The 14,745-nt window shown below is 45.8% G+C and carries 15 protein-coding genes; 12 read left to right on the top strand and 3 right to left on the bottom strand.

All coding sequences use genetic code 11. The features are described 5' to 3' along the window. The first annotated feature begins 819 nt into the window (after nucleotides 1–819). The 7 genes from AC1DSE_RS16980 (at nucleotide 820) to AC1DSE_RS16950 (ending at nucleotide 8,750) form a co-directional block, all read left to right on the top strand. Nucleotides 820–1,776 (top strand): ABC transporter permease, encoded by a 957-nt coding sequence (locus AC1DSE_RS16980; protein ID WP_441884929.1) that lies wholly within the window; start codon nucleotides 820–822, stop codon nucleotides 1,774–1,776. 24 nt (nucleotides 1,777–1,800) lie between these two features. After that, nucleotides 1,801–2,670, top strand: a complete 870-nt coding sequence (locus tag AC1DSE_RS16975; RefSeq protein WP_477510706.1) for a carbohydrate ABC transporter permease — start codon at nucleotides 1,801–1,803, stop codon at nucleotides 2,668–2,670. 104 nt (nucleotides 2,671–2,774) lie between these two features. Then, a complete protein-coding gene (locus AC1DSE_RS16970; RefSeq protein WP_477510705.1) occupies nucleotides 2,775–4,256 on the top strand; it encodes an extracellular solute-binding protein in 1,482 nt (493 codons plus the stop codon). A 110-nt stretch (nucleotides 4,257–4,366) separates the two neighbouring features. Beyond that, nucleotides 4,367–6,295: a hypothetical protein gene (locus AC1DSE_RS16965; protein WP_477510704.1), complete on the top strand. Its 1,929-nt coding sequence runs from the start codon at nucleotides 4,367–4,369 to the stop codon at nucleotides 6,293–6,295. Between the two features lie 89 nt (nucleotides 6,296–6,384). Further along, on the top strand, nucleotides 6,385–6,963 hold the full coding sequence (gene pgsA, locus AC1DSE_RS16960) for a CDP-diacylglycerol--glycerol-3-phosphate 3-phosphatidyltransferase (RefSeq protein ID WP_477510703.1): 579 nt from the start codon (nucleotides 6,385–6,387) through the stop codon (nucleotides 6,961–6,963). Between the two features lie 455 nt (nucleotides 6,964–7,418). After that, nucleotides 7,419–8,036: a DNA-3-methyladenine glycosylase family protein gene (locus AC1DSE_RS16955; protein WP_441884990.1), complete on the top strand. Its 618-nt coding sequence runs from the start codon at nucleotides 7,419–7,421 to the stop codon at nucleotides 8,034–8,036. 18 nt (nucleotides 8,037–8,054) lie between these two features. Then, nucleotides 8,055–8,750 carry a DNA alkylation repair protein gene (locus tag AC1DSE_RS16950; protein WP_477527937.1) on the top strand — a complete coding sequence of 232 codons (696 nt, stop codon included), beginning with the start codon at nucleotides 8,055–8,057 and terminating at the stop codon, nucleotides 8,748–8,750. On the opposite strand, the gene AC1DSE_RS16945 is transcribed toward AC1DSE_RS16950, so the two are convergent. Genes AC1DSE_RS16945 through AC1DSE_RS16935 form a run of 3 tightly spaced genes read right to left on the bottom strand, consistent with a single transcriptional unit; the run spans nucleotide 8,747 to nucleotide 10,659 of the window. Then, the gene (locus AC1DSE_RS16945; protein ID WP_477510702.1) at nucleotides 8,747–9,565 is read right to left on the bottom strand and encodes an SPL family radical SAM protein; all 819 of its coding nucleotides are present in this window, start codon (nucleotides 9,563–9,565) and stop codon (nucleotides 8,747–8,749) included. The genes AC1DSE_RS16950 and AC1DSE_RS16945 overlap by 4 nt on opposite strands. Before the next feature lies 1 nt (nucleotide 9,566). Beyond that, nucleotides 9,567–10,082 (bottom strand): methylated-DNA--[protein]-cysteine S-methyltransferase, encoded by a 516-nt coding sequence (locus tag AC1DSE_RS16940; RefSeq protein WP_477510701.1) that lies wholly within the window; start codon nucleotides 10,080–10,082, stop codon nucleotides 9,567–9,569. Further along, nucleotides 10,066–10,659, bottom strand: a complete 594-nt coding sequence (locus AC1DSE_RS16935; protein ID WP_441884915.1) for a bifunctional transcriptional activator/DNA repair enzyme AdaA — start codon at nucleotides 10,657–10,659, stop codon at nucleotides 10,066–10,068. The genes AC1DSE_RS16940 and AC1DSE_RS16935 overlap by 17 nt, the downstream gene beginning before the upstream one ends. A 164-nt stretch (nucleotides 10,660–10,823) precedes the next feature. On the opposite strand from AC1DSE_RS16935, the gene AC1DSE_RS16930 reads away from it, so the two are divergent. The 5 genes from AC1DSE_RS16930 to AC1DSE_RS16910 all read left to right on the top strand — a co-directional run bounded on the left by AC1DSE_RS16930 (nucleotide 10,824) and on the right by AC1DSE_RS16910 (nucleotide 14,733). Continuing rightward, nucleotides 10,824–10,973: a hypothetical protein gene (locus AC1DSE_RS16930; RefSeq protein WP_477510700.1), complete on the top strand. Its 150-nt coding sequence runs from the start codon at nucleotides 10,824–10,826 to the stop codon at nucleotides 10,971–10,973. Next, nucleotides 10,945–11,994, top strand: a complete 1,050-nt coding sequence (locus AC1DSE_RS16925) for a M42 family metallopeptidase (protein WP_477510699.1) — start codon at nucleotides 10,945–10,947, stop codon at nucleotides 11,992–11,994. The genes AC1DSE_RS16930 and AC1DSE_RS16925 overlap by 29 nt, the downstream gene beginning before the upstream one ends. An 862-nt stretch (nucleotides 11,995–12,856) precedes the next feature. Then, entirely contained in the window at nucleotides 12,857–13,141 is a 285-nt protein-coding gene (locus AC1DSE_RS16920; protein WP_477510698.1) for a hypothetical protein, read from the top strand. A 163-nt stretch (nucleotides 13,142–13,304) separates the two neighbouring features. Beyond that, nucleotides 13,305–14,060, top strand: a complete 756-nt coding sequence (locus tag AC1DSE_RS16915; RefSeq protein WP_076269103.1) for a YveK family protein — start codon at nucleotides 13,305–13,307, stop codon at nucleotides 14,058–14,060. Next, entirely contained in the window at nucleotides 14,041–14,733 is a 693-nt protein-coding gene (locus tag AC1DSE_RS16910) for a CpsD/CapB family tyrosine-protein kinase (RefSeq protein WP_339204780.1), read from the top strand. The genes AC1DSE_RS16915 and AC1DSE_RS16910 overlap by 20 nt, the downstream gene beginning before the upstream one ends. Nucleotides 14,734–14,745: the final 12 nt, after the last annotated feature.

Below are 14,745 nucleotides of genomic sequence, written 5' to 3'. Positions count from 1 at the left end.
ATATTGGGGCGTCAACCCAGGTGGAGTTAAAGCGTGACAGCTGCGCCTAATTAGGTGGCGTGCAATAACCAAAAAAATTAAAAGAGGGTGTCTCAAAAGTCATAATTGACTTAGGGACGCCCCTTCTTCATTTTGTAAAACTATATTTCTTTGTTTTGATGCTATTTTGATAAGTCTTCAACAACATTCTCCGCGATCAACGCCCAGCTATCCTGCACAATTGCAGGAACTTCGCCCATTTTAGCTGTGTTGGATACTTATGTTGTATTTATGCAATAGCTTGCAATATGATCTGCCATTTTAGCATTTAAAGAGTGCTTATACTGCAGGAAATACAATATAGCTACACGTAACTATGAGAAAGATGCCGCTATCCTGCGAATATGCAGTATAGAAAATAATGAAGAACAATGTAGAAGTGCATACTTGCCGGATTAGAAAGGGGGATATCCAAAAAGGGTGAATCGGTGTGAGAGAATCCCATAGTGTGCGCAAAAGAACCTTCAAAACCACTACGAAAGTGAATCTGAAGGTTCTTTTTTGCTAGCATATTACGTGAAAAGTGGAGGCTGAATGATTCGGGAATTGCTTTACGGGCAGCCCTTTTTTTATAAAAAAATTTATAGCTCTTACACAATGAAGTCGACTTCTATATCACCCGTAAGGGTTTGCCATCAAAGAACGGCGACAGCCGTTACACCTTGTTTATGAAGAAATCAAACATCAAAGTACCAGAAATAGTAATGGCATTACTCTACCAACCCTGAGCGCTGGATACTACAATTTTAGGTAGAAAGCATCAAATCGAGGGGGAATACGATGAAAAGCGCAACGGCACCACTGGATAAGCCCCAGGCTAAAAACAATTATGTCAAACGGCTTGCTGCCGATGTCAAACGGGATTGGGATTTATATGCACTTCTTGTCCCTGGAATTTTGTTTCTTTTGCTCTTCAAATATGCCCCGATGTATGGCATTACCATCGCCTTTAAGGATTTCAATATCTTTGATGGCTATGACGCTAGCCCGTGGGTAGGATGGAAGCATTTTGCCAAACTGTTCAACTCTCCTGATTTTCTGCATGTTTTTCAAAACACCGTTATTATCAGTTTTCTGAAGATCGGTATCTTGTTCCCGCTGCCGATTCTCATTGCCCTGCTGTTGAATGAGATCAGGCGGATGTTGTTCAAGCGCGCGATTCAGACCGTTATCTATTTGCCACATTTTCTGTCCTGGGTTATCGTAAGCGGTCTATTTATCGACATGCTTTCCAGCAACGGCGGTTTGGTCAACAAGGCAATGGGTATGATCGGCATGGAGCCGATCTCGTTTTTCCTGGACAACAGCGTGTTCCGAGGTGTTCTGATTACCTCAGCGGGCTGGAAGGAGACGGGGTGGAGTACCATCGTGTATCTTGCGGCCTTCGCCACGATTGATCCTGGCTTGTACGAAGCAGCCAAGATTGACGGAGCGGGGCGGATGAAGCAGCTGTGGCACATTACGCTGCCTGGCATCGCACCCATTATACTGCTGATGTTTATTCTAAGGCTCGGCAGCATTCTGGAGGCTGGCACAGAGCAAATTCTCGTCATGTACAATCCCACAGTATACAAGGTGTCAGATGTCATCGGCACCTATGTGTACCGAATGGGCCTCGGCAATCAGGACTACAGCTTTACGACCGCTGTTGGCGTATTTGAATCCGTTATTGCCTTCACGCTCGTCTTGGCGGGCAACGCGCTTAGCCGCAAATACCTGCAACGCGGGATTTGGTAACTGAAAGGGGAGATTGCTGTGACCGTGAAAACATCGTTTTCAGAGAAGCTGTTCAATTTCTGTAACTATTTATTTTTCATACTGATAGGTCTGACGACGCTGCTGCCCTTCGTTAACTTGATCGCCAAATCGTTCAGCAGCGAAGCGGCGGTCATCTCCGGCAAGGTCAATTTGCTGCCCATTGGCTTTCAGACCGGAACGTACATGTATGTGCTCAAGGATTCCATGTTCCTTAACTCTTTAAAAAATTCGATTCTTTTGGCCATTGTGGGGACGGCGTTAGGATTGTTCCTTACGACCATTACGGCGTATCCATTATCTCGCGTTCAGCTTCGAGGCAGAAAATGGTTTCTGCTGATGTTTATTTTCACAATGCTGTTCAGCGGCGGCCTGATTCCTACCTACCTGCTCATGCATAATCTTGGACTGGTCAATCAGTTTCCTGTTCTATTCCTGCCGGCGGCCATCAACGTGTTCAACATGCTGATTATCAAAAATTACTTTGAAGGGCTRCCGGACGGGCTGGAGGAGTCCGCCAAGCTGGACGGAGCAAGCAACATCCGAATTTTATTCTCCATTGTTTTGCCGCTGTCGCTTCCTGTGCTGGCAACCATTGCGCTATTTTTCGCGGTGGCGTTCTGGAACGACTATTTTACATCAATGATCTACATTACCAATCAGGATTTCAAACCGCTGCAGCTGTATCTGAAGGAACTGTTGGTATCCTCCAGCAGCGAGTTTTTGAAGGATAACGTGGACGCGGCGCTGAACACAACGCCCCAGTCCATTCAGGCAGCTTCAATATTGCTAGCTACGCTGCCGATCCTGATGGTTTATCCGTTCTTGCAAAAATATTTTGTCAAAGGTGTGCTGGTAGGTTCGGTTAAGGGTTAAACCTATCGGCATGAAAGGCGGTGATGCTGTCAGCTTGTCATGATAGCGGGCAATGGAAGGGTAATGCAGTTTGACTTTAAAACACATATTCGGGAGGGTACTCTATGAAAAAAGGTTCTTGGTTGGCCATAGTCCTTGTATTTGCTCTTGCTCTTGCCGCATGCGGCAACAATTCCACTCCAGCTCCGGGCAGCGGCTCAGGGGGAGATGGCGAAGGCAATCCCAAACTTACGATGCTGATGCAGTACAGCCTGTTCGATCCGAACGCAGACCCGGTTGCTAAAAACATAGAAGATGCGACCGGCTACAAGGTTACCTATGAAATGCTTCCGGCGGAAAGTGCCGACGAGAAGCTGAACTTGATGGTTGCGAACAAGCAAAACTTCGATATCATGAAGCTGGGTTCTGCCCAGTTCTACAAGCTGGCAACAGCGGGCGCGCTGGAGCCGCTGAATGATCTGATCGAAAGCCATGGCCCTAACATCAAAGCGGCGATTAAGGAAGATTCATGGGAAAGCGTTACGATTGACGGCAAAATCTATGCTATACCGGAGACTGGCTCTGGCATTAGCGTAGGCGAGGAGCTCGTTGTCCGTCAGGATTGGATGGAAGAACTGAGCTTGAAAAACCCGACAACACCGGATGAGTTGTATGAGGTGTTGAAAGCGATCAAGAAAGCCAAAAACATTGTTCCGTTAACGGGCTCAAAGGATTCTATCTATGGAGATATTGCAGCAGCATTCGGCGTGCTGAACGACTGGAACGATGTGGATGGCAAGCTGCTGCATAAAGCAGAGCTTCCGCAGATGAAGGAATTTTTGGCTTATATGAACAAGCTGTACAGCGAAGGGCTGCTGGATTCGGAAATGCCGATCAATACGAGTGCGAAAGCGATTGAGAAGTTTTCCAGCGGCAATGCCGCAATGATCAAGCTGGCTTGGTGGAGTGCTTCTAGCGCAGAAGCTGCCCTTGTCAAAAACTTCCCTGAAGCCAAAATCGGCATTATTCCATACTTAGTTGGCAAGGATGGCAAATCATCGATTGGCGTTAACCTGGCAACTACTTGGTTTATTGCGATACCGAAGATATCCAAGCAAAAGGAGCATGCGATCAAGCTGCTCGATACCAAGCTGAAGAAGGATATCTTCATAAAGCTCGCCATTGGCGAGGAAGGCGTTCATCACGAAGTGAAGGATGGCAAATATTATCCCATTCTGCCTAAATTCAATGATGACTTAACCAATGCAAGCTCCTACATGACCGGGGTTAATGAATATGATTATCCGGCTTACTGGCAGGCGCGCGTTCGGAAGGACCCTGTGCTGCAAAGCTACTATGAGGCGTTTCAGGAAAACGCGGCGAAAGGCAATATTGTCGTTGATCCGATGTCGATTGCGCCGCCAATCGATGCTGTATCCAAAAACAAGCAAAAGCTGACGAAGCTGCTGGACGACACGGTGCTTATGTATATCGCAGGTGCGCAATCTAGAGACAACTACGATACCTTCCTTTCGCAATGGATGGCCGAAGGCGGCGCAGAATCCGTCAAGGAAGCGAACGAGTGGTATCAAACCATTTCAAAATAATGGCTTGCCTATAGACGTAGGCTTGATGGCAAAGGGGCAGCTGCGAATCGCAGGTGCCTCTTTGTCGCCCAGGCGAAATGCCTAGCATAATTGACTGAGGGGGAACAGAAATGAACGAACCATTTAAGCCGCATAAAGGCAGTGAGGTTGATATGCTTGCTATCCATGCCCAAGTGGAAGCTGCGCCAGAGGATATTACGATTACATTAGAAGGGCAGCGGCACGCTATAACGGCTGTCAACACCATTCCGGTGGCCGAAGAGTGGCTTGTCTTGTTTACAAGCGCATGGGGGGAATCGGTCACTGTTCCTGAGAATGGCGTTGCGGTGCAGGTGGGAGCAGGCGGCTTGGTTTTACACGTCGTTAATGAAGCGCCTGTCGGCTTTTCCCCGGCCTGGTCGGGCCCAACGATACTAGACATCCCTGAGGATGGTTACGTGCTTCTTGCCCTTGATCCTTTGTATGCTCCGGAAAGCAGCCGCTTCTTTTTGTCTACCTGCTTTAGAAAAGGAGACCGTATCAAGCTGCGCAAGGATGGTGCGGTGACTGATCATCACGGGCTGGCAGGCGCTGCTGATCATGAATTCAGCCTTTATTTGAATCATCCATCCGTTTATACGGAAACGCAGACCGTTACCACAGTTAGCGGTAATGTGAGCGGCGGCAATGCGGGCGAGTTTCCGGCGCTAACGATTAATGGTGAAGCGGCTGTGGTTGACGAGCAGGGTATTTTTGCCCATAAACTGAAACTGGCGCTTGGCGTCAACTTTGTTGATGTGGAGATCAAAGCAAGGAACGAAACTCCAGTTGCTCGAAGCTTAGCTATTTTTTCTAAGAGCCGTGCTGAGAGGAAGCAGAGGGTCATCCTTTGGATAGATCAGAGAGCCAACAGTGGGAAGCTGCAGTCTGCGGACGCTGTAAGAAAACTGCTGCAGCGAGCAAAACATGCAGGCGTTACGGATATTGCGCTTGACGTTAAAGGGGTGGAGGGGTACGTTTCTTACTTCAAAAATCCGCTGACGAGGCGTCCCCACATGAGTGAATTGGTAAACGCTAAGCAGAGTACTCCTTATCCAAAGCTGGATTTGCTGCAGATTTTTATAGAAGAGGGGCATCAGCTTGGTCTAGCTATTCATGCATCCATGAATGTATTTGCAGAAGGCTCCATTGTACGTGGTCAATATGCGATTTTAAATGAGCATCCTGAATGGGAGGAAATGGTTTACAAGCATCAAGATGAAGGCGTGATCAAGCGGCAGCGAGACAGCTCGGCTCCGGGCTTGGTTGCATTTGCCAACCCGCTTCATGAGAAGGTGCGCGAGCATCAATTGGCTGCTTTCCGGGAAGTGATGGCCGGCTATCAGGTGGACGGCATTATTTTGGACCGGGGCAGATACGACAATGAAACGGCGGATTTCAGTCCTTTGGCATGCAGCCGCTTTGAGGCATATTTGGCGGAAAGGGGCAAGCGGCTTCATCGTTGGCCAGAGGACATATTCGATTATCAAGGCAATACGAGAATAGATGGTCCGTTGATTTTGGACTGGTGGGCTTTCCGTGCAGGCGTCATTACCTCTTTTGTTGCGGAGGTCAAGGAGATGGTGGACGGTCATAATCGACAAACGGGAAGCGATGTTTTGTTATCTGCCTACGTGGGGTCTTGGTTTGATACCTATTATGTCAATGGTGCAAACTGGGCCAGCCCGGATTTTCAATATGACAGCCGCCTTCAATTTCAGGAGGGCTCCGTCTATACCAAGGACTACCGAGGCACTGGCTATGTCAGGCACTTGGATTTCCTCATGATTGGTACGTATCAGGATACGCTGGCCGAGGTGGAGAAATATATGGCGCTTGGCAACATTGCCACAGGTGGAGAAGTTCCGGTATATGCGGGCATTTCCCTTAATCAGATGAATAGCGCCGAGCGGCAGGGTGAGGTATTTCGTTCGGCTTTCCGGTACACAGACGGGCTAATGCTGTTTGACGCCTCGCATGCCGATTGGGATATGCTTAATCAGTCTTTAAAGAAAGAATAAAGGATAGGTTATGGAGGCGCGCAGGTAGCTTCTTCAGAAGCCTACCAACATATGGTATAATGACTAGCATAATGCGAAGGAGGAACCATATGAATCTAGCGAATAAAATAACGATTGCTCGTATTTTATTAATACCTGTGTTTATTTTATTTTTTCCGATATACCCCGAGTGGTTAATCAGCAAATCAGAATTTTTTCTACATATAGATACCTATGGCATTTATTATGCCGCAGCATTATTTATACTCGCTTCAGCGACGGATAAATTAGATGGACATATCGCAAGAAAATATAATCAGATTACGAATCTTGGCAAGCTGCTCGATCCGCTGGCAGACAAGCTGCTAATATCCGCCGCGTTAATATTAATGGTAGGCGAGCAGATGATTTACAGCTGGATCGCAGTAGTGATTATCGGAAGAGAGATTATTATAACGGGCATTCGAATTGTTGCCTCATCTCAAAAAATCGCCTTGCAAGCCGACCAATTCGGCAAAATTAAGATGGTCTTTCAAGTTGTTGCGATTTCAGCGGTGTTGTTAAACCATCGTCCGCTCAGCTTTTTGACAGCGATTCCTGTTGATCAAATTTTGATGTATGTTGCCTTAGTGTTGACCATCCTATCCGGAGCTAACTACATCAAAAACAACTATCGCTTGCTGCAGTAGAAATAAAAGTAGAGTAGAACGATTAAACCTATCCCATTTAAAATACAGCGGCAGCGATGGACGAGATGAAACAGTCCAAGACTGCCGCTGTTTTATGAAATGGTCGTTTTCCTTCTAAGCATTCCTATTCATTTGTGACTCAGGCTTGATGCTAACGGACATAGAAACCGCTATTCTTCATAATTTGGGCTTAATTTGCATCTAACGGACATAGATTCCGCTATTTAGTCGAAATCAAGTTAAATCATAACGCTTGGAGCCTAATAGCGTACCCTATGTCCGTTACTTCTGAAAAAAGAGGAAATCAAAGCAAATAAGGCATCTGATGTCCTTTATTTCTATCATCGCCGATTTCGTTATCTTGCGATTATATTCGGTAATTAAAACATACAAAGCCCGATGAGGTATAGTAAGAATATACAGCTATTTATTTCGATTTACAGGGGGCGAGCCGTCTGCAAACGATACAAACAAAGCTTTTTGACTATGGGCAAGCAGAGATCGATTATTTGAAAAGCGTAGATGAAGGGCTTGGTGCTGCCATGTCTCGGCTCGGAAAAGTCGAACGTATCATCATGCCGGACTTATTCACTTCACTCGTTTATGCGATTGTAGGCCAGCTGATTTCAGCTAAAGCAGTGCACACCATATGGGAGCGAATGCAGGTGCGGCTTGGCGAAATATCCCCTTCGAACATAGCTAATCAAACGGCAGATCAGATTCAAAGCTGCGGGATAACGATGAAGAAGGCCGTTTGCATAAAAAGCATTGCGGAGTCGATTATGCAAGGTGAAATCCGGCTGGAAGAGCTGAACCGCTTATCGGATGCAGAGGTAATCAAGCAGCTGATGTCCTTAAAGGGAGTTGGCAAGTGGACGGCTGAAATGCTGCTCATTCATGCGATGGAGCGCCCAGATGTCGTGAGCTGGGGAGATATTGCCATTCGCCGCGGGATGATGAAGCTGTATGGTCTTCAAGATTTAACCAAAGAACAGTTCGATACCTACCGGCTAAGGTATTCGCCCTATGGTTCAGTGGCTTCGATTTATTTGTGGACCTTGTCAATGGAGTAAGCTAAAAGGAGCAACAACATGGAGAAAACAATAAAAGAACAGCTCATAGCATTGAAGGAAGACGATTTTCAGAAATTTACGGCTGCGCTTATTCCTACAATTAATRATGTATTAGGCGTTCGGCTGCCGAAGCTGCGCCAGCTGGCCAAGTCGATAGCAAGTGATGACTGGCGTACCTATTTAAAAGATGCGGATAGCGAGTACTTTGAGGAAGTGATGCTGCAGGGGATGGTCATTGGTTATGCCCAAGCGGATATCACAGAACGTTTAAACATTGTCGCTGAATTTGTTCCGAAGATAGACAATTGGTCAGTCTGTGACAGCTTTTGCAATGGACTGAAATTTACAACGGACAATAAGTCAGCGGTATGGGATTTCATACAGCCGTATTTGGTATGTGACAAAGAGTATGAGATACGCTTTGGCGTCGTTATGCTGCTTGGCTATTATATTGAAGAAACTTATATCGAGCGCCTCTTGCAGCTGCTTGATCAGACGAAACGAGAGACGTATTACGTCAAGATGGCGGTAGCTTGGGCATTGTCAATTTGTTATATTAAGCAGCCAGAGGCTACTATGAATTATTTGAAAAGCGGTGCTAATTCTTTAGATGATTTCACCTATAACAAAGCTCTGCAAAAAATAATAGAATCATACCGCGTCGATCAAGAAACCAAAATCTTAATACGCGGTATGAAACGAAAAAAAAGCTAAGGCTCAAAGCCTTCCTGGCTTACATAAATGCGATCCTCCGAAAAAACCTGCTTGAACCGCTCGTAAACGACGCGATAAGCAGCCGGATGATACCATTCCTCAAGACCTAGCTGCTCATACAAAGCATTGATGCCTAGTTGTCGCGTTCGTTTTCCACTGCTTCCGTCACCCATAAAATAATCGTCTATGCAGATGCGTTCAACGAGCGGGCGCAGTATTTCGGCGAATTGCTCACTGCTTGGCAGCATGGGGGCAATCGTCGCTTGAGTGGGAACGCCCGCATCAGCTAGCAGTTGAAGCGTCTTTAGCCTAGCCTTAATCGGTGGGGCATTCGGTGAAAAATGTTTTCGAATGTCCTCGCGATCTGTTTCGACTGTCATACTGACGCGAACCTTCTCTCCAAGTCGCAAGAGCAGATCAATATCCCGCTGAACAAGCGGGCTTCGCGTTTGCACAAACAAAAAATCAGGCGGGTCATCAACCATCACCTCGAGCAAGGAGCGAGTAATTTGTTCCTTATATTCAATTGGCTGATAGGGATCAGTGCTGGATGACATAAAAATAGTAACCGGACCTTTAGACTTTTCTCTTAAAAATTGTTTGCGAAAAACTTCAGCAGCATTTTTCTTAATATCGACCCATGTTCCCCATTCGGCGCCTCGAAATAAAGAAACAGGCATTTTCCGCACATAGCAGTAGGAACAGCCAAACGTACACCCTGTATAAGGATTTAAAGAATGGCTGTAGCCGGTAAGAAAGCCGGTTCCTTTATTCAATAAGGTTTTGGGCTGTGTATATAAATATTCGATCGGCATATTAGTGTTTTTCCAGCTGTAGCAGCTTTGTTTTCATTTCTATGCCGCCGCGGTAGCCTGTCAGCGATCCGTTCTTTCCAATGACGCGATGGCAGGGAATTGTAATTAAGATCGGATTAGCGCCAATCGCCGTGCCCACAGCGCGAACAGCTGCGGGCCGCTGGATTTGATGGGCAATATCGGAATAAGACTTCGTTTCCCCATAAGGAATATCGCAAAGTGCTTTCCATACTTCCTGTTGGAAGGCTGTTCCTTGATAGTGGAAGGAGATGCTGAATTGCTTGCGGGAACCTTGAAGGTATTCAGCTATTTCAATTGTATAAGGCTGGAGCAACTCAACATTCTCTAGTAAAGGGCTGCCTGGATAGCGGGTATTTGCCCATTGGACCAGCTCGTCTATCGGTTCATTCTGAGAGCCGATAAAACAGAGTCCTTCCGTTGTGGCTGCAACGTATAGGCTCCAAGTTTCGTACGTGAGCAATGTCCAATAAATGGGCGGTTTACTGTGTTTGGTCATTCGAATCAGCCTCCTGTTTGTGCAATTGCCGATAGGCTGCGGGTGTGCAGCCCGTCTTCTTCTTAAACAACGTTACAAAATACGGCGTGTTGTGCATGCCGACGCTTGAACCGATCTCTGAAATGGACAAATCGGATGATGTCAGCTGCTCCTTCGCTTTATCGACTCGTAATTGCTGTATATATTCAACGGGTGTCATGTGTTTGATTTTTTTGAAGGTCCGATGCAGGTGATAGGGGCTGCCGTGACATTGATCGGCAACGACTTGTAAAGTTAAGTTGTTCATATAGTTTCTGTCGATATATTCGGCAGCTAAATGAATCCATTCATCATCAGGCAGGCGCATCCCGGTAGGCTTGCATCGTTTGCATGGGCGAAAGCGGGCAGATAAAGCTTGCTCGGCCGTAGAGTAGATAGCAATATTTTCTTTGTTGGGCGGTTTGGATTTGCAGGATGGCCTGCAAAATATTCCTGTCGTTTTCACCGCGTAAAAGAAGATCCCGTCATAAGCAGCATTGTTGCTTAAGATGGCATGCCACCGTTCCTCGGTCAATGTTTCTGAGTGTTGTTTCACCATTTTGCTCACCTCCATCATTAGTATAACCTCGAAAGTGAACGTATGTACGTATTTTAGAATGTAAAAGCAAGATAACGAAAGCGGGATGATTAGAGGGTAGACTTTGATCCTGACGCGCAATCGCGTAAAATAGAAGGATCAATGCTGCTAATGGAGGAGAGCTTATGGAAGCTAAAGTAATAACATTACCTTTATTACATGTTGTAGGCTATCGTATTGAATCTAACATAACAGAGTTTGAGTCTGGTCTAATAAAAAATATAGCTTTAAAAGGAGCACAATATCATGTCATTGCCACTTTCGAAACAGCTTAATCGGGATTTTATTCTTAGCCAGCTCGAAGCCTTACTGAACATTCCAAGCCCTAGCGGGTACTGTATGGACATTGTAAAGCATTTAGGAGAGGAAGCAGAGAAGCTTGGCTATTCGCTCGAAATAACGCCAAAAGGCAACGGAATGATAACCATTCCAGGCGTCAATTCAGAGAAGGTGATCGGCATAACCGCGCATTTGGATACGCTTGGAGCGATGGTTCGTTCGATCAAGTCTGATGGGAAGCTTCGCTTCACGTCGATCGGGGGCTACAATATGCAAACGGTCGAAGGGGAGTATTGCATTATTCACACGCGTGACGGCCGGAAATATGAGGGAACGGTGTTGTCTACGAAAGCCTCTGTGCATGTATACTCCGATTCGCGGGAGTGGAAGCGCGAAGAAGCGAATATGGAAATTCGCATAGATGAGCTGGTGAAAACCAAAGCAGATACAGAGGGGCTGGGCATTTCCGTAGGCGATATCATTTCGTGGGAGCCGCGAGTGCGCATCTTTCCGAATGGCTGGGTGAAGTCACGGCATTTGGACGATAAAGCAAGCGTAGCAGCACTGCTTGGATTAATGGAATGGTTCAAGCGTGAAGGGAACACACCTGCACATACRCTCAAGCTGATCTTCTCGACCTACGAAGAGGTGGGACACGGAAGTTCTTATATTCCTGAGGATATAACGGAGATGATTGCGGTGGATATGGGAGCGCTGGGAGATGATCTTTCTGCGACAGAGCAGGATATATCCATTTGCGCCAAGGATTCGACTGGACCATACGATTATAATATGACGACTAAGTTAATTGAATTAGCGAAGCGTGAGAACCTAGCTTATGCTGTAGATATTTACCCGCACTACGGCTCCGATGCATCGGCTGCGCTGCGCGGCGGAAGCAATATTCGTGCGGCATTAATCGGACCGGGCGTTCACGCTTCCCACGGCATGGAACGCACACACGCAGATGCCATCGTTGGCACGTCTGCTTTGCTTCTGGCTTATGTCATGGAGTAAGATTTCTAGTTAATATACAATAGGTAGAAAAAATGCGAAGAAGAGCGGCGATGACATCGATGCTCTTCTTTTTTTTGATGACTAAACTTGTCAGAAAGACAATGAAGTAGGACGTTAGTAGAAGAGCGCCAAGCGTTATTTTGGGACAAAAAGATAGGGAATGCTCTATGATTTCAGTGCTTTAGAAGCTTTATATTTATCCCGAATGATGTTGGTTTATCCTGACAGGGTGCAAAATATAGATTGCTGAAACGTATGATCGATTAGCTGAGAACGATGGAATATCCGCTTTTTAGGCTCCGAATAGTCCCTTTTTCAATTCAAACCCCGCTTTTTTTTGTTTTTTAAGTGTAAATTTGCGGCAGTTAGGGGTTAAAACGTACAGGAAAAAGAGGAATGCGAAATATGTCGAATGGTGTTTTACTGCTGCTTAGGTAGGATGCTGGTCAATAGTCCCTTATTTTTTCGCTAAATTAGTGGAATTTTAATTGGATTCTTCGTTCGTTGGAAAGTGGCAAGCAGGAAAAAAACCTTTATTTTACATGGGTTAGAGGGAAAAAGTATGCGGGAAAACATGAGTCCCAAGTGGGACTTTCACCTATTATTTATTAAGCGCTTTCAATAGTCAGAATTATCAATTTGGCGATAAAAAACATGACATGGCATATCCCACTATTCGCATCAATTAGGAGTCCGTACTTATGAAAACCATAATGAAAATGAGCAAGATTGTCTAAGTGTGACCATGTCTTTATTCCCTCAAGAATTATTATCATCTGTGTCATACTAGAGTGCAAAGAGAGACAAGAAGCTTTCCAAAACTCAAAATGTATGAGCAAGCTGATGAATGGAGGTTTCAGAGATGAATGTTTCAAATCAGGAGCAGAAGCAGATAAAGCTGAAGCAGTTTTTGAAAATACTATCCGAGGATCCTTCTCTATTACAGAAAGACGGTCAATCGGAAGCGAGGTCGCTGCCTGAGCTGCTTATGGCAACTGGCTGCCTAATCCATAATGAACCGATTGACATGGCGAAGCTGATATCTCAGCTGCTCGGTAAGATCGGCCTGCAAGCCTGCTCTAACGATATGATGGAGCATGTAATGAATGGCGGGACCGTGGATGAGTTCATTAATAACACGAGATGATAACATTTTATGTCTAAGCAGGAATCCATGGGTAAGCCTATTCCTGTAAACAAATGATGCCCAAAAGTTCGCGTTTTGAATAATGAGAGAATTTTAATATTCATTAAGAACAACTTTCGTGAAGTTCGGCAACGGATGATTTTAAAGCAATGGAGGAAATGATTTGGAATTAAAACAGTATTGGATCATCGTGAAAAGAAGGCTATTGATGATAGCTTTAATTATTTCAGTGAGCTGTCTAACCATCGGCATTTACTCCAGCTACTTTATCAAACCACAGTATGAAGCATCCGCAAAGTTAATCGTTAACCAGTATAAGGACAGCAGCTCGCTCATTCCGAGCATAGATGTTGGATCGATTAACTCCACGATCGGACTTATCAAAACCTATAAAGAGATTTTGCGAACGCCGCGAATGATGAAGCGAGTTGTCAAGCAATACCCGGATCTCGGTGTGACATACGGCGAGCTCATCGGCAAGGTAAGCGTAAGCTCAGTGAATGAAACACAGGTCATGTCCATATCGGTACGTGATGACTCCTATGAGCAAGCAGCAAAAATCGCGAATGCGATCGCCATCGTTTTTCAAAAATCGGTTCCAGAGCTGATGAAGGTAGATAATGTTTCCGTGCTGGACCAAGCTGATCCGCATGAACAACACGGGCCCGTTGCTCCGAATCCTAAGATGAACATTGCGGTCACGTTCATGCTGGCATTGATGGTAGGTGTAGGCATATCCTTCCTGCTGGATTACTTGGATGACACAATTAAGACCGAAGAGGACATCGAGGCACTGCTGGAAGTACCAGTACTAACATCGATTCCGAAGTTCGAAGAGCGGGATGCGACAGAACACAGCAGCAACGCCACGCTAAAGACGAATGCAGGGAGGGAACAAAATGTCTCGTTTGATTCCTAAATGGAACTTGATAACGGAGCTTAATCCCAAATCGCCCATTTCTGAAGGGTACCGGATGCTGCGGACAAACATTGAGTTCTCGACAATTAATCAAAAGCTGCAAATTATTATGGTCACCTCTTCCAAGCCAAGCGAGGGCAAAAGCACGACATGCGCCAATATGGCAGTCGCGTTTGCACAAGCAAACAAAAAGGTGCTTCTGATTGATGCGGATCTCCGCAAGCCTTCGCAGCATCATATCTTTGGGAAGTCCAACCGCAGCGGCTTAACGACGGCTTTATTGAACCAACTGAAGCTTGAGGACATCATTCAGTTTACGAATACGGACAATCTGTCCATTATCCAAGCGGGGCCAACGCCTCCCAATCCTTCCGAGCTGCTCTCGTCGGAGCAAATGGCGGAGCTGCTTAAGACAGCTAGAGAGCGGTACGATGTCGTCATTATCGACACGCCGCCGATCATGTCTGTAACGGATGCTCAAATTGTAGCAACGCAAAGCGATGGGGTCGTTCTTGTGATCGACTCGGGAAAAGTGAAAAAAGATGTTGCCCTTAAAGCAAAAGCGTCACTTGAACATGTGAAAGCAAATCTTATCGGCGTCGTGCTTAATAAGATCAATCGAAATCATTCAGATATCTACTCTTACTACTACGGAGAAAAGACAGAAGCTTAATCGTCTTTGCTC

The organism is Paenibacillus sp. 01L418 (genome assembly GCF_056400045.1).
This window is presented reverse-complemented; position numbering and strand designations above follow the sequence as displayed.